This is a genomic window from Romboutsia sp. CE17, from assembly GCF_012317385.1.
GTDB lineage: Bacteria > Bacillota > Clostridia > Peptostreptococcales > Peptostreptococcaceae > Romboutsia_E.
Window position 1 is genome coordinate 985,781 of record NZ_CP051144.1, and the last position, 19,981, is coordinate 1,005,761.

The following is a 19,981-nucleotide window of genomic DNA, read 5'->3' on the forward strand; positions in this document are numbered from 1 at the left end:
TAATTGATATGTAAAAAAATAGAAAAAATTGATATAATTATTCTTAATTGAGATTTAGGTTTATGTTATTGGAGGAAAAATAAATGCAGTTTGTAGGAAATAGATATGAAATTTTAGACTATAATAGTGAGATTGAAGTAGGAAAACTTTATAAAGCAAGAGATACTTACTATAATAGTTTTGTTTATATAAGTCTTATTGAAGTTAATAAAAATGTAATGAAGAACTTTAAGCCGGATTTTATTGATGAGATTACAACATTAAAAGAAATAAATTCTTCTTATATTTCAAAGAATTTACATATTGATGTACATTGCGATGAGTATGATGTATATTATTATATAGTTAGTGAATATTTTGAAGGTCAAACTTTAAAAGAGTATATATATAATAATATACTAGATAAAAATTCCATAATTAATATTGTTAGTCAAATAGTAAAAGCTTTAGAAATTGCTAATACAAATAACTTATATCATGGGAACTTAAATCCAAACAATATACTTATTGATTCAAATGAAAATATAAAAATATTTGATTTTGGTATTACAAAATCAAATAAAGGTATAAATTTAAGACAAAATGGAGATTTAAGTTACTTATGCCCTCACCAATTGAATATAGACTATACGGATAAGGATAGTGATTTATTTGTTTTAGGAATAATCTTATTTGAAATGATATTTAGAGAACATCCTTTTGGACATGCTTATAATGATAATGAAATGCTAAAGCTTGTAGATAAAGGGGTAAAATGGAGTCTTTTAATATATGATGAAAGTCTTACTGAGTTAGTTAAAATTTCTCAAAAGCTACTTAGTAGAAAAAAAGAGTACAAAAACTCTTCTGAGATTTTAATTGATTTGAGCTATATTATGTATGAAGAGGTTGAAGTAGATGAGGAAGAAGATAAAATAGGCTATGAAGAGGAAGAGTGCAGATCTAATAAAGTAAACTTGAAAAAAAAATTAGTAATTACTATGTTCACTTTATTATTAGTAATAACAATAGTCATAGGTTATTTATAAATTAAAAAAAGGAGGAAATAATGAAAATTAACTGGAATGAAAAATACACTACAATTTCTGTATATTCTTTTATAGTGGTGTGTAGTAGTATAGTATTTTATTTGATTGCATCTCAATTAAATGTTTTTACTGGAAAAATAAATGAAATAATGGGTATAATGCAACCTTTCATTATAGGATTTATTATTGCATACTTATTAAATTTTATATTAAAGTTTTATGAAGAAATATTAGATAAGCTTGAGAGCTTCAAAAAACTTAATAAAAAATCAAAAAGAGGTATAAGTTTAGTCTTTACATATATAACAGCATTTTTAATCGTATACTTATTTATGAACTTTGTTGTTCCTCAATTAATAGAAAGCGTAGTTGGACTAGCAAATAATATACCTGATTATCTTAATAATGTAACTATTTTATTTGAAAAGACAATGACTGAGTTGGAAGTAGATCCACAGTACTTAGATTTAGTTAATGAAAAATTAAATCAAGTAGTTAATTATATTATACAATTTGCAACTGATTTAATACCTATATTAGGTAACTGGGTAGTTACAATTGCTTCAAGTATTTGGAATATAATTTTAGGTTTAATAGTATCTTCGTATTTATTAATAGACAAAGAAAAATTCTATGGAGTTGGAAAGAAAATAATATATGCAACTTCTTCTAAAAGAGTAGCAAATAGAATATTTGAATTAGTATATAGAAGTAACTATACTTTTGGAAGATTCTTAAGTGGAAAAATAATAGATTCTGCTATTATAGGGGTATTAACATTTTTTATTCTAAGTTTTTTTAAAATGCCATACTCAACTTTAATATCAGTTATTATAGGTATAACTAATATTATACCGTTTTTCGGGCCATTTTTTGGGGCTATACCATCGGCTATAATAATACTATTTGTTTCTCCGATAAAAGCAGTATGGTTTTTAATAATTATATTAATTATACAACAAATAGATGGAAATATAATAGGACCCAAAATTTTAGGTGATTCTATTGGTATTTCTGCATTTTGGATATTATTTACGCTTTTAGTAGCGGGTAAATTCTTTGGATTGGTTGGAATGGTAGTTGGAGTACCTATCTTTGCAATTATTTACTCTATTATAAAAGAAGTTGTTGAAGGTAAACTTAGAAATAAAGGGTTACCAGAAGATACGAAAGATTATATGTAGTATAGCTTAGATAATAGATTATTTAGACGGGTAGTAAAGTTAACTTTATGCCTGTCTTTTTTATGTTAATTATATAATAAATAAAAGTTTTTCTTTATGAAAAATAAAATAGCAACTTTGTTGCTATTTTATTTAAAAGGAGGTCTATCTTATTGAACAAAAATTAACTAGTGAGAATACATGCTAAATACAAAAGACTACTAGGCTACACTATTATTATGTGTATATAAATTTAATTTATTCTATTAGAATATTTCCAGTAAAAATCTTCAAACTAATTATAATATATTGTTTTGGAGGTTTTTATTTATGCAATGTAAATGGGAGTCTAACCATGAGCCAAGCCTTAAATGTTTAAGAAGAGCAGACTCATCTGGATATTGTATATTTCATAAGAAAGATAAAAGTAGAGAAGAAAACTCATTGTTTACATATTTAATAATGAAAGAAAGTATAAGTGACTTTAGAGGTTTCATATTTGAAGATGATTTCATAATAAGGGATGTAATTAAGTATGACTATTTAAAACTTAATTTTGATGAAGCGATATTTAAGAAAAAGGCTTTTTTTAATAAGTTTGAATTTAAAAAAAGTGTCACTCTAAATTATACAGAATTTAAAGGATATATAAATTTTGAAAGCTCTACTTTTATGGAAAACCTTGAGCTTACTAGGACTAAATTCAATAAAAAGTATATAGCTAATAAAGTGTTTGAAAAAGTTAGTTTCCAAGGTCAAGCATTTATTATTACTAGCGCTAAAAATTTACCTAGGTTAGAAGGAATAATTTTTAGTCCTTGTACTAAATTTATACTTAGATATGTTAGATATTCAAAATCAAATGGTCTATATGGCAAAATTAATTATAGGATAGCAAGAACTCAGGCCAATATAATAGGAGACAATGAAAGGATAGGGTATTATTATTATAATGAAAGAAACTATGCAAGTAAAATAATGAAACCTAGTGACTATCCTCGGTTTAGCACATATTTAAATGAAAAATTTTTTGATTTACTTTCTAAATATACAATAGGTTATGGAGAAAAACCTTGGAGATTAATAATAACAACTTTAATTGTAATTAGTTTATTTGCGTTTTTATATATGTTTTGTGGTGTTAAAAACTCAGGCAGCACATTTATAAGTATAAGTTTAAATGATATAAATCGTTATTCTATAAAAGAACTTATAAAAAGATATATAGACTTGTGGTATTTTAGTACAGTTACTTTTACAACTTTAGGTTATGGAGATCTAACTGTAAGTACAGGTATTGGAAAAGTATTAGTGTGCTTAGAAGCTTTTATTGGTATAACAATTGGATCAACTTGGGCATCTATTGTGATAAAAAGGATGATTAGATAAGTTAGTAAATAATTACTAGATATAAAATTTACCTATAAGGAAAAAATAAGATAGACTTATTAATCCAAGAAGGTGAGAGTTTTGAAAAAAGGAGCACAAAAATTATTAATATTTAGTATCATCTTAGCAGTTATAACTCCTCATTGTGTCCATGCTTTAGATAAAATAGATAAGTATTCAAAATCATCAATATTAATGGACCAAGGAACAGGTAGAGTATTATATGAAAAAGAACCAGATGAAAAAAGACCACTAGCTAGCTTAAGTAAAATGATGACTTTTTTAATTGCAATAGAAGCCATAGAAAATAAGGAAGTAAATGCAAATGATATAGTAAAAATAGACAAAGATATGGCTAAGGTAAAAGGTTCAAGTTATCATTTAAAGGAAGGTGAAGAGGTTCCTTTAATAGAACTTATGAAAGGTCTTATGATAGTTTCTGGAAATGATGCTTCTATTGGTATAGCAAAACATATTTGTAAAGATGAAAAAACATTTGTAGAAAGAATGAATAAAAAAGCAAAAGAAATAGGAATGATAAATACTTCTTTTGTAAATCCAAATGGATTACCTATATATAATCTAAGTGATCCTAAAGCACAACCTAAGCAAAATATATCCACAGCAAGAGATATAGCAGTTTTAGCAAAGTATATGTTAGATAATTATGAGAAACAAGTAATATCAATAACTGATATGTCTACCTATTCAAATCCACAAAGAGGGTTTGTAAAAAATAACACAAATGCATTACTTAGAATAATTCCTGAAGTAGATGGAATAAAAACAGGTTACACAGGTAATGCTGGGTACTGCTTGTCTTTTTCTATGAAGATAAAGAAAAATGAAGATAATGAGAAAGATAGAAGAGTAATAGGAGTGGTTTTAGGTGCTAATCATAAAGATAAAAGAACTTCAGCTGCACTATCTATTCTTGAACATGCTAAAAAAGATTTTAAAAGTGAAACTGTAGTCCAAAAAGATGAATTAATAGGGAAAAAGTATATAAAGCATATAAATGATTTAGAAGTAACTTTAGTTGCAGAAGATGAATTATATGCAGTACTTAATAAAGAAGAAAAATTAAAATCTCAAATTACATTTAAAGAACTGACTTATCCTATAAAAAAAGGAGATGTACTTGGTGTTATTAAATATTATACTGATAATGGAGAGATTTTAGGAAGTATAAATATTGTGAGTGCTAATGATGTTAATGATGTATCTATAATTAATAAAATTAAAATGTTACTTTCTGAGTAAACAAATAGAGAAGTGGATATAATTTTAATATCATATATTTAAAATATATGACAATAAATCTATTGTATTTTATAAAACCCTATGTTATACTACAAAAGGTGAAAAAATAAAATATAAATAATCACACACGGTGATGGGATCCTTAAAAGGTGCCTAAATTAGGTTTTTTAGGGAGATGATCACACCGGAGGTATAAAACCAAGGAGGTAAAGCAATGTCAGTAATATCAATGAAACAATTATTAGAAGCTGGTGTTCACTTTGGACATCAAACTAGAAGATGGAATCCTAAAATGGCTAAATACATCTTCACAGAAAGAAACGGAATCTATATAATAGATTTACAAAAAACAGTTAAGAAAGTAGAAGAAGCTTACAAGTTTACTAAAGAAATAGCTGAAACTGGAAAGCCAATCTTATTCGTAGGAACTAAGAAGCAAGCTCAAGAAGCTATAAAAGAAGAAGCTGAAAGATGTGGAATGTTCTATGTTAACGAAAGATGGTTAGGTGGAATGTTAACAAACCATAAAACTATCCAAACTAGAATAAATAAATTAAGAGAATTAGAAAGAATGGAAAACGAAGGTGTATTCAACGTTCTTCCTAAGAAAGAAGTTATAAAATTAAGAGCTGAAAAAGAAAAATTAGAAAAATACTTAAATGGTATAAAAGATATGCCTGAATTACCAGGAGCTATATTTGTAGTAGACCCAAGAAAAGAAAATATAGCTATACAAGAAGCTCATAGATTAGGAATCCCAGTAATAGGTATAGTAGATACTAACTGTGACCCAGATGAGTTAGACTATGCAATACCAGGAAATGACGATGCTATAAGAGCTGTTAAGTTAATAACTGGTGCTATGGCTACTGCTATAATAGAAGGTAGACAAGCAATAGCTGACGAAGCTGAAGAAGTAGCTGAAGATCAAGAATAATTGAAAACTGAATGGTAAGGGTCATTCCCTTACCATTAATAATATATAGGAGGAATTCAAAATGGCTATAACTGCACAAATGGTTAAAGAGTTAAGAGAAAGTACTGGCGCTGGAATGATGGACTGTAAAAAAGCTTTACAAGAAGCTGAAGGAAACATGGAAAGAGCCGTTGATATATTAAGAGAAAAAGGTTTATCTAAAGCTGCTAAAAAAGCTGATAGAGTTGCAGCTGAAGGTTTAGTTGCTATAGAAATGAACGCTGATAATACTGCTGCTGTAGTAGTAGAAGTAAACTCAGAAACAGACTTCGTTGCTAAGAACGAAGATTTCAAAGTATTCGTTAAGGATGCTGCTGAAATGGCTTTAGCTACAGAAGCTAAAGATGTTGATGCTTTATTAAAAGAAACTCATAAAGAAGGTAAATCATTACAAGAAGTTTTAAATGATAGAGTAGCTAAAATAGGTGAAAAATTAGACTTAAGAAGATTTGAAAAAATAACTACTGACGGACAAATCGCAGGTTACATACACGGCGGAGGAAAGATAGGAGTTCTTGTTGAACTTTTAACTTCTGCTAAAAATGAAGAGTTAATAGCTATGGGAAGAGATATAGCTATGCAAGTTGCTGCAATGAATCCAAAATATGTTTCAAGAAACGATGTAGATCCTACATATATAGCTCATGAAACAGAAATATTAACTCAACAAGCTTTAAACGAAGGAAAGCCAGCTAATATAGTTGAAAAGATGATAAAAGGTAGACTTGAAAAGCAATTAAAAGAAGTTTGTCTTTTAGAACAACCTTTCGTTAAAAACGGAGATTTAACAGTTAAGCAACTAGTTGCTGAAACTGCTAAAAAACTTGGAACTGAAATAGAAGTAGGAAGAGTTGTAAGATTCGAAGTTGGTGAAGGTATAGAAAAGAAAGAAGAAAACTTTGCAGAAGAAGTTGCTAAGCAACTTAAGTAATAACCAAAAGAGAGCACTTACGTGTTCTCTTTTTTAGAAATGTAAAAAATTTCAAAAAATAGAACTTATAAATAGATATAATAATTATATTGAATATATAAAGGACAAATTTAAGAGGAGGATTTCTGATGAATAGACCAATGTACAAAAGAGTATTGTTAAAGCTTAGTGGAGAAGCTTTATCAGGAGCAAAAGGCTTTGGTATAAACAACGAAGTTGTAAATGATATAGCTACTGGAATCAAAAAATTAAGAGATATTGATGTTGAAGTAGCTGTAGTTGTAGGTGGAGGTAACTTCTGGAGAGGTAGAACGTCTGAAGGAATGGACAGAACTACTGCTGACTATATAGGTATGCTTGCAACTGTAATGAATTCTATGGCACTTCAAGATGCTCTTGAAAACATAGGAGTTGAAACAAGAGTACAAACAGCTATAGAAATGAGACAAGTAGCAGAACCTTACATAAGAAGAAGAGCCGTTAGACACTTAGAAAAAGATAGAGTTGTTATATTTGGTGCAGGAACAGGAAATCCATATTTCTCAACTGATACAACAGCAGCACTTCGTGCAGCAGAAATGGAAGCAGAGGTTATATTATTAGCTAAAAATGTAGATGCAGTATATGACAAAGATCCAAAGGTACATGCAGATGCAAAAAAGTTTGAAGAATTAAGTTATATTGAAGTCTTACAAAAAGGATTAAAAGTAATGGATTCAACAGCTACATCTTTATGTATGGATAATGGAATACCAATAAAGGTATTTGAGCTTTCAACAGAGAATATATTAAGAGCAGTAATGGGCGAAAATTTAGGAACTATAGTAAAATAATAGATATTAATTTAAGGAGGAACTGAAAATGAAAGCAGTACATAATGAATTAAAGACAAAGATGGATAAAACAATAGAAGCACTTAAATTTGAATTTACAACTATAAGAGCTGGAAAAGCAAATCCTCAAATGTTAGACAAAATAAGAGTTGATTACTACGGAACGCCAACTCCAATAAATCAAATAGGAGCTATATCTGTTCCAGAACCAAGAACTTTAATGATAAGTCCTTGGGATAAGTCTGCGATGAGTGAAATAGAAAAAGCAATAAGAAACTCTGATTTAGGGCTTAATCCAACTAGTGACGGAGAAGTTATAAGAATAAATGTACCAGCATTAACAGAAGAAAGAAGAAGAGAGTTAGCTAAAAAAGCTCACAAAGTAGCTGAAGATTTCAAAGTTAGATTAAGAAATGAAAGAAGAGATGCTAACGATAAATTCAAAAAAATGGAAAAAGAAGGCGAAATAACAGCTGACGAATTAAAGAAAGCTCAAGATGAAGTTCAAAAAACTACTGATAAATATGTTAAGGAAATAGATACATTATTAGCTGCTAAAGAAGCAGATATAATGGCTGTATAATAAAAGTGAATAAGTATTACGAACTTTTAGGCCTTCACTTAGATGATGTTAAAAAGTTTTTTGAAAATGAAAATATTAGTTATACAATAACAACTATTCAAGGAAATAAAGATAAGGATAAACTTATTATTCCTAAGGTTATAAAAATAACTGAAATAGAAGATAGTGTAGAGTTAATAGTCACATACTTTTCTGACTCCTTAAAATAAGGAGTCAGAATAATATTGGAGTCAGATATGAATAGTGAATTAATTTATGATATAGATTTAGATAATGTGCCTACTCATATAGCTATAATTATGGATGGAAATGGAAGATGGGCTAAAAAAAGATTTCTTCCAAGGACTGCAGGACATAAAGCAGGAGTAGAAACTATTAGAGAAGTTGTGAAAGAATGTTCTAGGCTTAATGTAAAATATTTAACATTATATGCTTTTTCAACTGAAAACTGGAAAAGACCTAAAATAGAAATAGATACTCTTATGAACTTATTAGTTTCTTATTTAAAGAGTGAAATAAAAGAATTACATAAAAATAATGTCAAAATTGCTACAATAGGTGATATAAACAAATTGCCTGAAATGTGTATTAAAGAGTTAGATAATGCTAAAGAACTAACAAAAGATAATACTGGCGTTAATTTAAACTTAGCATTAAACTATGGAAGTAGATACGATATAACAAATGCAGTTTTAGATATAGTAAAAGATTGTAAATCTGATAAAATAAATATAGATAGTATTAATGAAGATACTATAAAAAACTATTTAAGTACAAAGTCTACTCCAGACCCAGATTTACTTATTAGAACTAGTGGAGAACAAAGATTAAGTAACTTTTTATTATGGGAGCTTGCTTATTCAGAATTTTACTTCACTGACATACACTGGCCTGACTTTAATAGGCAAGAATTACAAAAGGCAATATATGTTTATCAAAGTAGGGATAGAAGGTTTGGAGGACTTAAGTAAGGAGATTAATTAATATGCTTACAAGAATTATTGCTGCATTAGCTTTAGTCCCACTACTTGGAATATTGATATATGGAGGAATACCTTTATATATTACTGAGATAGTATTAATTTCTATTGCATTACATGAGTTTTATAAAGCCTTTAATGAAAAGGATATAAAGCCAATATACTGGTTAGGATATATTTTTGCTGTTTATTTAGGAATCAAAAATTACTTTAAACTACCACTTTCATATACCCTTACTTTAGGTTTTATACTATTTTTAATTGGAATTATTTACATGTTAAGCTTAAAACATGACATAATTGATATAGCTATTACAACTTTAGGAATAATGTATGTAGGCGTATTAATGGATTTCATAGTTTTAACAAATAATAATTTTAAACTAGGTGAAATTTATGTATTGCTTATATTTATAATATCTTTTGCAACTGATACATTTGCATATTTCAGTGGGTATTTATTTGGAAAACATAAATTGATACCGAAGATAAGTCCTAAAAAGACTGTGGAAGGATCGATTGGAGGAATTATAGGAAGCATAGTATGTTGCATTCTATTTGGTTACTTATTTAAATTAGATCCTGTTCATATGGCTATAATAGGTAGTATAGGTAGTATTGTTGCACAATTAGGAGATTTATTTGCATCTGCTATAAAAAGATATGTAGGAATAAAAGATTATGGAAAATTAATACCAGGCCATGGTGGTATATTAGATAGATTTGATAGTGTTATATTGGTTGCACCATTTGTATATAATGCAATAAATCTTTTTGTTAAGTAGCTTCAGTTCATACTGAAGCTTTAATTATTTATAAATTTAATTATTAAAAAAGTTTTAAATATGAAATTTTTATGAATAATGTAAATAATATATTTAACAATGTTATAATACAATATATAGTAAAATGTTATAATACAATATATAGTAAAATGTTTAATAACAAAGTTAGAAAGGAAAAACTTAGTATGAAAAAAATATCCATATTAGGCTCAACAGGTTCTATAGGCACACAAACTTTAGATGTTATAAGAAAAAATCCTGAAAAGTTTGAAGTAGTTGCTATATCTGCTAACAGCAGTGTAAATCTATTATTAGAACAAATAAAAGAATTTAAACCTAAGTACGTAGCAGTTTATAATGAATCTAGTGCAGAAAAACTTAAGAGTATGATACCAAATAATATTAATATAGAAGTATTAAGTGGTATGGAGGGATTAGAAAAAATATCATCTTTAGATGAAATAGACGTCCTTTTAACTGCTATAGTTGGAATGATAGGTTTAAAACCAACATTAGCAGCTATAAGATGCGGAAAAACGATAGCGCTTGCAAATAAAGAAACACTAGTTACTGCAGGTAAATTAGTTATGAGTGAAGCTAAAAAATATAATGTAGATATACTTCCAGTAGATAGTGAGCATAGTGCAATATTTCAATCTTTAAATGGTGAGAATTATAAAAACATAGACAAAATAATATTAACTGCTTCGGGAGGTCCATTTAGAGGAAAGACTAAAGATGAACTTTTAAATGTAACTAAAAATGAAGCTTTAAAGCATCCAAATTGGAGTATGGGAAGAAAAATAAGTATAGACTCTTCTACTTTAATGAATAAAGGTTTAGAAGTAATAGAAGCAAAATGGTTGTTTGATGTTGATTATAAAGATATAGATGTAGTTGTACACCCTCAAAGTATAATTCACTCAATGGTACAATTTAATGATAGCTCAATAATAGCTCAGCTTGGTTGTCCAGATATGAGGCTTCCTATCCAATATGCATTAACTTATCCCGATAGAATTTTAAATGACTTTGAGAGGTTAGATTTTACAAAATTTTCAACTTTTACCTTTGAAAAACCTGATTTAGAAACATTCCCTTGCTTAAAACTAGCATTTGACTGTTTGAAAATGGGTGGAACATATTGTGCAGTATTAAATGCAGCGAATGAAGTATTAGTAAATGAATTTTTAGAGGATAAAATTGGTTTTTATGACATACCATATTACATAGAAAAAGCATTAGAAGCTCATGAGTCAATAGAAGATCCAACATTAGATGAAATATTATCGGTAGATAAATGGGCAAGAGACTTTGTAATAAAATCGATTAATTAGGATGGTGAAATTATGACTATAATAGTTGCCTTATTAGTATTTAGTATAATAGTATTTATACATGAATTAGGGCATTTTACTTTTGCTAAAATGAATGGTGTAAAAGTACATGAATTTTCAATAGGTATGGGACCTAAAATATATAGCATAAAAAAAGATACTGAATACTCAATAAGATTATTACCCTTAGGTGGATTTGTAAGTATGGAAGGAGAAGATGAGGAGTCAAGTGACCCTAGATCTTTTGGAGCAAAAAGCATACTTCAAAGAGCAAGTATAATATTTGCTGGACCATTTTTTAATATAATATTTACAATAATTTTATTTATACCAATATTTATATTTATAGGTAGTCAAACTACAACATTAGGTGGGGTAACAGAAAATGGCCCTGCATATAGTGCAGGTGTAAAAGTAGGAGATACTATAGAGGCTATAGATGGTAAAAAAGTAAATAGCTGGCAAGATGTAATTCAAAGCTTGAACGAATCTGATGGAAGTGATGTTAAGCTTTCTATAGATAGAAATGGTCAGAATAAAGAAATAAGTGTAACTCCTAAAAAAGGTGAAGATGGTAGATATGTAATAGGAATAGAAACTAAAGTAGAAAGAAATATATTAACTTCTATTAAAAATGCATTTACCACGACTTATGATATGACAGTACAAATGATAACATTTGTTGGCCAATTATTTACAGGAACTGTTCCAGGTGGAGTTGGTAATTCTGTATCAGGTCCTCTAGGAGTTATAAGTATAGTTTCAGAAGCGGCTAAAATGGGTATAGTTAATATAATGTATATAGCTGCTGTACTAAGTTTAAACTTAGGTATAATAAATTTAGTACCATTCCCAGCGTTAGATGGTGGTAGATTATTTATGTTAGCTATAGAGGCAATAAGAGGTGGTAAAAAACTTGATCCAAATAAAGAAGCTATGATTAATATGGTAGGTCTTGGAGCCTTAATGATATTCATGGTATTTATAACTTATAAGGATATATTAAGATTATTTTAATCTTAGCCACAAAGCTAAAGATTTTATATAGAGGTGACATTATGAGTTACAATAGAAGAATTAGTAGAGAAGTTAGCGTAGGAAATGTTAAAATAGGGGGAAATAACCCTATAAGTGTTCAATCTATGACTACAACAGATACAAGAGATGCTAATAGTACTATAGCTCAAATAAAGAAGCTAGAGGCTGTAGGTTGTGATATAGTTAGAGTGGCAGTACCTGATATGGAAGCTGCAAAGAGCATAGGTAAAATAAAAGCTGAAGTGAATATACCAGTTATTGCTGATATACACTTTGATTATAGATTAGCATTAGAAGCTATAGAACAAGGTGTAGATGGAGTAAGAATAAACCCAGGTAATATAGGAAGTATAGAAAAAGTTAAAGCTGTAGTTGAAAAATGTAAAGAAAGAAATTTAAAAATAAGAATCGGGGTTAATGGTGGTTCCCTAGAAAAAGAACTCTTAGAAAAATACGGATCAGCAACACCAGAAGCTTTAGTAGAAAGTGCACTAGGTCATGTAAAGATATTAGAGGACTTAGATTTTCATAACATAGTTATATCTTTAAAGTCATCTGATATATATAAGACATTAGATGCTTATGAGATTATATCTAAAAAAGTTGATTATCCACTTCATATAGGAATAACAGAATCAGGAAGTATTAAAAAAGGAACTATAAAATCATCTATAGGCGTAGGTGCATTACTTTTAAAAGGGATAGGAGATACTCTAAGAATATCTCTAACAGGTGACCCTACAGAGGAAATAATAGTAGGGAAAGAAATATTAAGAAGTTTAGATTTGCTAAATGACAAGATAAAAGTAGTATCTTGTCCTACGTGTGGAAGGTGTAATATAGACTTAATAAATACTGTAAATGAAGTCGAGAAAAAGATAAGCGATATAGAAAAAAATATAACTGTAGCAATAATGGGGTGTGCAGTCAATGGACCTGGAGAAGCTAGAGATGCTGATATTGGCATAGCTGGTGGGAAAGGTGAAGGACTTTTATTTAAAAAAGGAGAAATAGTTCGCAAAATAAAAGGTGACCGATTAGTTGAAGAACTATTAGAAGAAATTCAAAAATATTAATAGTAAATAAAAAAACTTAGAGGAAAATTTTCTCTAAGTTTTTTTATTTATAAATACAATTAGTGTATACAAAGGTAAATATATATTTATTGGAAAAAATATGTAAATAGTATATAATTAATTTTATATTGGGAATGAAAAGGAGTTTATACGTAGCAATGAATAAAAGAAAAACAAAAAGAAAATTAAAACCACAAGTTAGGATTTTAATAGGAATTATAGGAATAGGTTTAATAATTGGAGCATTTGATCTTATAGAAAGTACATATAGAAGCGTAAAAAATATAAATATAGATAATAGAAAAGTAGTAGTTATTGATATGGGTCATGGAGGTAAAGATCAAGGGACTCAAAGTTTAAATAAGAAGATAATAGAAAAAGATATAACTCTAAATATTGGAAATAAAGTAATTGATAAATTAAAAAATGATGAAAATATAAAAGTAGTAGCAACTAGAGATAGTGATAAATTTATATCATTACAAGAAAGGAATAAAATTGCTGAGCAAAATGATGCTGAATTATTTATTTCAATACATGCAAATGCATCAGGAGATAGTCTTCAAAGTGCACAAGGAATTGAAACTTTTTATTGGAGTGATGATGATGACTCATACAAGGTTGCACAATTGATACATGATAATATGATAAAGAATACAAAAGCCTATGATAGAGGTATAAAAAAAGGGAATTATCAAGTTTTAAGGGATGCTAATTATCCAGCAATATTGATAGAAACTGGTTTTCTAACAAATTACTTAGAATCCATTAATTTATCAAATAATAATTATCAATCTCAAATTGCTAATGCAATTGTATATGGAATAAAAGAATATTTTAAAGAAAAATAATAGTTATTAAATATAAAAAAGTAATAATAAATTAGTATAAATATCATATAAATTTAATTATACATTAGTTCAAATAAAAATAATAAAGCAGTGATTATAATGAATTAAATAATCGCTGCTTTATTATTTTTATAAGTACAAGGATAATTTACAAAGTTGTAATAAAATAGCGTTATTGACAAACATCAAGTTTTAAAATATTCTATTTATTAGCTTTACAGAAGATATATAATTTATGGCTATATTATGTAATTAAAATTTTTTTAAAGGTCAAAATAGTATAGTAGACATGTAAGCAAAATCATAAACGAAGGGGATGTATATGAATAAAAAGTTGATAATATCAAATAGTTTAACTTTTATATTTGTAGTTGTATTTGTAGTTATATTTAAAAGTATGTTTGGTGAAGAGAATACATTGATAGGTGTGACGACAATAACAGCTACACTAATGTTTTTAGGAAAGGACTTGACTATATCACCAATTAGAAATGCGATAAGATTAATTTTACTTAATTTATTTATAGGTATTTGTGCAATTCTAGCAGTAAAACATATATACTTAGGAATAGTAGTTAACTTTATAGCATTATTTATAGTAAGTTATGCTTTATGTTATAATTTAGAAAGTCCAATGTACTTTCCTTTCACACTTCAATATCTATTTTTACTATCCGCACCAGTAAGTGCTGAACAAATACCAAAAAGGTTAATAGCATTAGTTTTTGGAGCGATATTTATAATATTAATCCAACTAATTGTCAATAAAGATAAAATATCTAAAAGTGGTAATAAAATATTAACAAATGTTTGTGATCTTATTTTAGGTAAAATAGAAAATTTTGAAAATAACTATATAGATGATGAAAATTTAGAGATAGAATCTAAAATAAATGCTTTTAGAAAAATGGTATATGATAAAAGAGAAGTTGATTTTTATTTAACTGAAGAAGGAAGGATAAAACTTAATTTATCAGCAGCATTAGAAAATACATATTATATGATAGGTGCTATTGAAAAATCACCTGATGTATTATTTATATTAAATAATTTAAAAGAATTAATTAATAATACAAAAAATGTTCTTGAAGGCAAAGATATAGATAAGGACTTATGTAAAGAAAAGTATATATTCTTACAAGAATGCGAAGATAGAAATATTAATGAACTGCTAGTATTACAACTTTTAGACAGCATAGTTCTTTTACAAGATACATTGTATGAGTTAAAAAATTTGAAGAAGGAAAACTATAACTTAGTCAAATCAGTAGGAGATATTCCAAGTAATACTAAAGAGAGTTTATTTAAATATGTGGTTGGTGACCATAGATCTCTTAAATATTGCTATGCAATGCGTGTTGCAATAGCAATAAGTATAGGAGGATATATTAAAGATTTGTTTAATATATCAGAAGGCAGATGGATAATGTTTACTATATTATCCTTAGTCAATCCAATATATGAAGTATCTAAAAATAAAACAAAAGATAGAGTATTATCTACTATTATAGGTAGCGTAATAGTACTTGCTTTATTTAGTATTTTTAAAGATACTACAATTAGAAGTATAATATTAATGATAACAGGATATATAAGTGGATATTTAAAACAATACAAATATAGTATTATTTGTGTAACTATATCTGCAGTAGGATCTGCAGCACTTGTAGGAGATGTATCAGGTTTAACTGTTGACAGAATCTTACTTGTTATATTAGGTGCAATAATAGCAATAATAGCTAATAAATTTATATTCCCATATAAGTTACAAGACTCTAATGATGAGTTAGAGGTAATGTATAGTTCAGCTGTTATAGAAATGCTTAAGGAAATACAAAAAGCAGTAGAAGGAATAAAAGAGCCACATATTATGAAGAATCTATTAATAAAAACTTCTTTAATAGAAGAAAGGTTAAAGCTTAATAATCAAATACTTGATATAAGTTCTTATGATAAATTAGTAAAGGAACAAAGGTTTTTGGTTACGAATATATATGAACTTTATATTTGGATAATAAGAGAAAAGGTAAATCCAGAATATATAAAGTATGTTTTAAGAGATATAAAGCAATTAATTGATTACAAAGATGAACCTATAGAAAATAGAATAGATGAAATAAAAAGTCATATAAGAGTAGTAAAAGATTTAAAAACAAAAATAACATTAAGTAGTATAACAATAATATTAAAGGAACTTAAGAAAATATCAGATATGAAAAAATCAATATAAATAAAAGCACCTAACTTAATTTAATAGTTAGGTGCTTTATTTATATTAAGAGAAGAAGGGTTCCTAAAACTATAGATATAAGTCCTAAAAAAGATTTTTTTGTAAGTCTTTCTTTTAAAAATATATAAGAGAATGTTATAGTTACAACTATACTTAATTTATCTATAGGAACAACTATGCTTGCATCTCCATCTTGTAGAGCTTTATAGTAGCAAAGCCAAGATAATCCTGTAGTTATGCCAGATAAAATAATAAATATCCAACTTGTTTTATCAATATCTTTAATTTCATTCTGTTTTTTTGTAATAAAAACAACTATCCATGCCATTATTAAAACTACAACTGTTCTAATAGCAGTACCTAAATTTGACTCAACTCCTATAATCCCGATTTTTCCTAAAATAGATGTTAAGCTAGATAAGAATGCTGAAAGTATAGCATAAAAAATCCATTTTTTATTACTTTGGACTTCTTTTATTTCACTAGTATCTTTTTTAGTAATCATCATATAAGTTCCAAAACCAATTGCAATCATTCCTATAACTTTAGTAAGTGAAAGAGATTCTCCAAGGATAATAAATGCTAATATCATTGTCAATACAGTACTTGACTTATCAATTGGTGTTACTTTATTAACATCTCCGATTTGTAAAGCTTTAAAATAACATAACCATGAACCTCCAGTAGCTAAGCCAGATAAAATTAGAAATACAAGTGTTTTGGAGCTAATAGATGATATTGTTTCAAAAGAACCAACAACAAAAACCATAAACCATGAAAATATCAAGATTACAATAGTTCTAATTGCAGTTGCGACATTAGAATCTGTATTTTTTATACCTATCTTTGCTAAAATAGCGGTAATACCTGCAAATAAAGCAGATCCAAAAGCGTATAATAACCACATAAATATTCCTCCAGTAAATTTATATTAAATTCTAAAATGAATAAAACATTCAATTGATAATAATTAATAATTAGACTTATCTTAGTTTAATATATTTAATAAAATATATCAACTATTTAATGATATAGATTTATATTAATTAAAAAATATATAAATCTATTGAAAGTGAACTTATATTATTCATTAATATATTAGAAGAAAGAACAAATAATATATGTAGTATCTTTAGATAAAATAATGAACAAAATATAAATTATATCGCAATATATATAAGTATTACTTGGAATAAATTAAAGAATGGGAGTTTAGTTAGATGGTACATATTATAAAAAGAGATGGTACAAAGGAACCATTTGATAAAGTAAAGATAATGAATGCAGTATATAAATCTACTATAAATAGTAAGTTAGGAGAAGATAAAGAGTTAGCAAGGTTAGTTGCAGATAAAATAGAAGAAACAGTGACTTCTCAAATAAAAGATATAAGTGTGGAGGATATTCAAGATAGTGTAGAGTTTTTTTTAATGGAGTCAAATAGAAAAGATGTTGCTAAAAAATATATATTATATAGAGAAAAAAGAGCTGATATAAGAAAATCAAAATGGCATATGGATGAGTTGCAAAAATCAATCTGGAGTAATAAATATCAATATAATAATGAAAGTTTTGATGAATGGGTTGAAAGAGTATCAGGTAAAAATACTAAAATAGCTAAGTTAATTAGGGAGAGAAAATTTTTATATGCAGGACGAATACTAGCAAATAGAGGTTTATCTAAAGAGGGAATAAAAGTAACATATTCTAATTGTTATGTCCTAGATCCACCTAAAGATAATTTAGAATCAATTTTTGATACAGCAAAAAAATTAGCAAGAACCTTTAGTTATGGCGGAGGTGTAGGATTTGATATATCAAAACTAAGACCTAGTGGAGCATTAGTACATAATTCGGCTAAAACAACAACTGGAGCAGTTAGTTTCATGGATTTATATTCAATGACAACGGGATTGATAGGACAGAAAGGTAGAAGAGGAGCATTGATGATTTCCATGGATATAAATCATCCAGACATAGAAGATTTTATTAACGTAAAAACAGATTTAGAAAGAATAACAAAAGCTAATATATCTGTAAGAATAAATGATAAATTTATGAAAGCTGTAGAAAATAAAGGAAAATTTTCATGTAGATTTGTAGTTAAAGAAACAAGAGAAGTTATTGAAAGAGAAGTAGATGCGTATAAACTATTCATGAAATTAATAGTAAACAACTGGGATTTTGCAGAACCAGGAATATTATTTTGGGATAATATAGAAAAATATCATTTACTAAGTGAAGATAAAGAGTTTAAGTATGCAGGTGTAAATCCATGTGCAGAAGAACCGCTACCATCTGGAGGCAGTTGTTTATTAGGCTCTATAAATTTAGCAGAGTTTGTAGTAGAACCATTTACAGAAAATGCTATATTTGATAAACAAAAATTTATAAATACAGTTGCTGACTGTATAGTAGGTCTTAATGAAGTTTTAGATGAAGGATTACAGTTTCATCCGTTAGAGGAACAAAAAGATAGCGTAAGAAAGTATAGACAAATTGGTTTAGGTGTAATGGGAATAGCAGATATGCTAATAAAGTTAAATATTAGATATGGTTCAAAAGAATCGATAGAATTATGTGAAGAATTAGCTAAATTAATGCTAAATAGTGCAGTTAAACAATCTGCTCTTTTAGCTAAAGACTTTGGATGCTATGAAATGTACGATAAAGATATTGTATTTAAATCAGATTTTTTTGTAAAAAATATAGAAGATGATGTAAAACAAATAGTAGAAAAGTATGGATTGCGAAACTCACAAATATTAACTATACCTCCTACTGGATCAATATCTACTATGCTAGGAGTGTGTGGAGGTATAGAGCCTATGTTTAACACTTCTTATATAAGAAAAACAGAAAGTTTGCATGATGAAGATGTATATTATAAAGTATATACTCCTATAGTTAAAGAATACATGGATTTTAATAATATATTAAATGATAAAGACTTGCCTAATATATTTGAAACCGCTATGACACTAAAGCCAGAAGAACGAATAAAAATGCAAGGAGCTTGGCAAAAGTACATTGATGCGTCTATATCATCAACTATAAATTTACCTAATGAAGCAACTGTAGAAGATATATATAATATTTATGTTTCTGCATGGAAAAATAAACTTAAGGGAGTGACTATATATAGAGATGGATGTAAAAGAAGCGGTATTCTCTTAAATGATAAAGTTGATAAAGGAGAAAAAAAAGAGGAGAAATTTAAAGATGAAAGAATAACAACTTTAAAAGATGGTGTTGAGGAATTTATATGTCCTGAATGTGGAAATAAAAGCGTAATTCCAACTGGAGGATGTACTATTTGTTTACAATGTGGTTATAGTAAATGTAACTAGATTGATTTGAATAATAGTCGCATAATTAAAAAAATTAAGAAAAAAATATTGACATTAGAAAATTAATAGTTTATTATTACATTAAGAATTAAGCAAAGAAAATTAAAAGCTATGAAGGGAAGAGTAATTATAATATTGAGTCAAAGCGAGCTGGTTATGGTGAGAGTC

Annotated in this window: 18 protein-coding genes and 1 other annotated feature (1 of these 19 only partly in view); of the genes, 17 read left to right on the forward strand and 1 reads right to left on the reverse strand. The window is 27.5% G+C overall.

The features are described 5' to 3' along the window. Positions 1–83 precede the first annotated feature (83 nt). From HF520_RS04705 to HF520_RS04780, 16 genes are all read left to right on the forward strand, one after another. On the forward strand, positions 84–1,028 hold the full coding sequence (locus HF520_RS04705; protein ID WP_168572928.1) for a protein kinase domain-containing protein: 945 nt from the start codon (positions 84–86) through the stop codon (positions 1,026–1,028). Positions 1,029–1,048: 20 nt separating this feature from the next. After that, complete coding sequence (locus tag HF520_RS04710; protein WP_168572929.1) at positions 1,049–2,212, forward strand: AI-2E family transporter; 1,164 nt, start codon at positions 1,049–1,051, stop codon at positions 2,210–2,212. Between the two features lie 309 nt (positions 2,213–2,521). Beyond that, positions 2,522–3,580 carry a potassium channel family protein gene (locus HF520_RS04715; protein ID WP_168572930.1) on the forward strand — a complete coding sequence of 353 codons (1,059 nt, stop codon included), beginning with the start codon at positions 2,522–2,524 and terminating at the stop codon, positions 3,578–3,580. A 72-nt stretch (positions 3,581–3,652) separates the two neighbouring features. Further along, on the forward strand, positions 3,653–4,843 hold the full coding sequence (locus HF520_RS04720; protein WP_243155196.1) for a D-alanyl-D-alanine carboxypeptidase family protein: 1,191 nt from the start codon (positions 3,653–3,655) through the stop codon (positions 4,841–4,843). Positions 4,844–5,057: 214 nt separating this feature from the next. Next, positions 5,058–5,780, forward strand: a complete 723-nt coding sequence (gene rpsB, locus HF520_RS04725) for a 30S ribosomal protein S2 (protein WP_168572932.1) — start codon at positions 5,058–5,060, stop codon at positions 5,778–5,780. Positions 5,781–5,841: 61 nt separating this feature from the next. Next, on the forward strand, positions 5,842–6,750 hold the full coding sequence (gene tsf, locus HF520_RS04730; RefSeq protein ID WP_168572933.1) for a translation elongation factor Ts: 909 nt from the start codon (positions 5,842–5,844) through the stop codon (positions 6,748–6,750). Positions 6,751–6,878: 128 nt separating this feature from the next. Continuing rightward, entirely contained in the window at positions 6,879–7,583 is a 705-nt protein-coding gene (pyrH, locus tag HF520_RS04735) for a UMP kinase (protein WP_168572934.1), read from the forward strand. Between the two features lie 28 nt (positions 7,584–7,611). Then, complete coding sequence (frr, locus tag HF520_RS04740) at positions 7,612–8,166, forward strand: ribosome recycling factor (RefSeq protein WP_168572935.1); 555 nt, start codon at positions 7,612–7,614, stop codon at positions 8,164–8,166. Between the two features lie 5 nt (positions 8,167–8,171). After that, the gene (locus HF520_RS04745) at positions 8,172–8,375 is read left to right on the forward strand and encodes a hypothetical protein (protein WP_168572936.1); all 204 of its coding nucleotides are present in this window, start codon (positions 8,172–8,174) and stop codon (positions 8,373–8,375) included. Positions 8,376–8,402: 27 nt separating this feature from the next. Then, positions 8,403–9,137: an isoprenyl transferase gene (locus tag HF520_RS04750; protein WP_168572937.1), complete on the forward strand. Its 735-nt coding sequence runs from the start codon at positions 8,403–8,405 to the stop codon at positions 9,135–9,137. Positions 9,138–9,151: 14 nt separating this feature from the next. Next, positions 9,152–9,931, forward strand: coding sequence for a phosphatidate cytidylyltransferase (locus tag HF520_RS04755; RefSeq protein ID WP_168572938.1), 780 nt, complete (start codon positions 9,152–9,154; stop codon positions 9,929–9,931). A 185-nt stretch (positions 9,932–10,116) separates the two neighbouring features. Further along, complete coding sequence (locus HF520_RS04760; RefSeq protein ID WP_168572939.1) at positions 10,117–11,268, forward strand: 1-deoxy-D-xylulose-5-phosphate reductoisomerase; 1,152 nt, start codon at positions 10,117–10,119, stop codon at positions 11,266–11,268. 12 nt (positions 11,269–11,280) lie between these two features. Then, positions 11,281–12,285, forward strand: coding sequence for an RIP metalloprotease RseP (gene rseP / locus HF520_RS04765; RefSeq protein WP_168572940.1), 1,005 nt, complete (start codon positions 11,281–11,283; stop codon positions 12,283–12,285). A 41-nt stretch (positions 12,286–12,326) separates the two neighbouring features. Continuing rightward, a complete protein-coding gene (gene ispG / locus HF520_RS04770) occupies positions 12,327–13,382 on the forward strand; it encodes a flavodoxin-dependent (E)-4-hydroxy-3-methylbut-2-enyl-diphosphate synthase (RefSeq protein WP_168572941.1) in 1,056 nt (351 codons plus the stop codon). Between the two features lie 158 nt (positions 13,383–13,540). After that, positions 13,541–14,233, forward strand: a complete 693-nt coding sequence (locus HF520_RS04775; protein WP_168572942.1) for an N-acetylmuramoyl-L-alanine amidase family protein — start codon at positions 13,541–13,543, stop codon at positions 14,231–14,233. A gap of 322 nt (positions 14,234–14,555) precedes the next feature. Further along, a complete protein-coding gene (locus HF520_RS04780; RefSeq protein ID WP_168572943.1) occupies positions 14,556–16,463 on the forward strand; it encodes an FUSC family protein in 1,908 nt (635 codons plus the stop codon). 40 nt (positions 16,464–16,503) lie between these two features. Here HF520_RS04780 and HF520_RS04785 read toward each other — a convergent pair whose 3' ends face one another. Further along, on the reverse strand, positions 16,504–17,370 hold the full coding sequence (locus tag HF520_RS04785; protein ID WP_168572944.1) for an EamA family transporter: 867 nt from the start codon (positions 17,368–17,370) through the stop codon (positions 16,504–16,506). A gap of 313 nt (positions 17,371–17,683) precedes the next feature. Between HF520_RS04785 and HF520_RS04790 the strand changes: the two genes are divergently transcribed. Continuing rightward, positions 17,684–19,813: an adenosylcobalamin-dependent ribonucleoside-diphosphate reductase gene (locus tag HF520_RS04790; RefSeq protein ID WP_168572945.1), complete on the forward strand. Its 2,130-nt coding sequence runs from the start codon at positions 17,684–17,686 to the stop codon at positions 19,811–19,813. 102 nt (positions 19,814–19,915) lie between these two features. Then, positions 19,916–19,981, forward strand: a binding site (T-box leader) (it continues 184 nt past the right edge of the window).

Bases quoted from the DNA above. Each gene is read 5' to 3' on its own strand.
- HF520_RS04705 (WP_168572928.1), top strand. From the start codon at position 84: ATGCAGTTTGTAGGAAATAGATATGAAATTTTAGACTATAATAGTGAG.
- HF520_RS04710 (WP_168572929.1), top strand. From the start codon at position 1,049: ATGAAAATTAACTGGAATGAAAAATACACTACAATTTCTGTATATTCT.
- HF520_RS04715 (WP_168572930.1), top strand. From the start codon at position 2,522: ATGCAATGTAAATGGGAGTCTAACCATGAGCCAAGCCTTAAATGTTTA.
- rpsB (WP_168572932.1), top strand. From the start codon at position 5,058: ATGTCAGTAATATCAATGAAACAATTATTAGAAGCTGGTGTTCACTTT.
- tsf (WP_168572933.1), top strand. From the start codon at position 5,842: ATGGCTATAACTGCACAAATGGTTAAAGAGTTAAGAGAAAGTACTGGC.
- pyrH (WP_168572934.1), top strand. From the start codon at position 6,879: ATGAATAGACCAATGTACAAAAGAGTATTGTTAAAGCTTAGTGGAGAA.
- frr (WP_168572935.1), top strand. From the start codon at position 7,612: ATGAAAGCAGTACATAATGAATTAAAGACAAAGATGGATAAAACAATA.
- HF520_RS04750 (WP_168572937.1), top strand. From the start codon at position 8,403: ATGAATAGTGAATTAATTTATGATATAGATTTAGATAATGTGCCTACT.
- HF520_RS04755 (WP_168572938.1), top strand. From the start codon at position 9,152: ATGCTTACAAGAATTATTGCTGCATTAGCTTTAGTCCCACTACTTGGA.
- HF520_RS04760 (WP_168572939.1), top strand. From the start codon at position 10,117: ATGAAAAAAATATCCATATTAGGCTCAACAGGTTCTATAGGCACACAA.
- rseP (WP_168572940.1), top strand. From the start codon at position 11,281: ATGACTATAATAGTTGCCTTATTAGTATTTAGTATAATAGTATTTATA.
- ispG (WP_168572941.1), top strand. From the start codon at position 12,327: ATGAGTTACAATAGAAGAATTAGTAGAGAAGTTAGCGTAGGAAATGTT.
- HF520_RS04775 (WP_168572942.1), top strand. From the start codon at position 13,541: ATGAATAAAAGAAAAACAAAAAGAAAATTAAAACCACAAGTTAGGATT.
- HF520_RS04780 (WP_168572943.1), top strand. From the start codon at position 14,556: ATGAATAAAAAGTTGATAATATCAAATAGTTTAACTTTTATATTTGTA.
- HF520_RS04785 (WP_168572944.1), bottom strand. From the start codon at position 17,370: ATGTGGTTATTATACGCTTTTGGATCTGCTTTATTTGCAGGTATTACC.
- HF520_RS04790 (WP_168572945.1), top strand. From the start codon at position 17,684: ATGGTACATATTATAAAAAGAGATGGTACAAAGGAACCATTTGATAAA.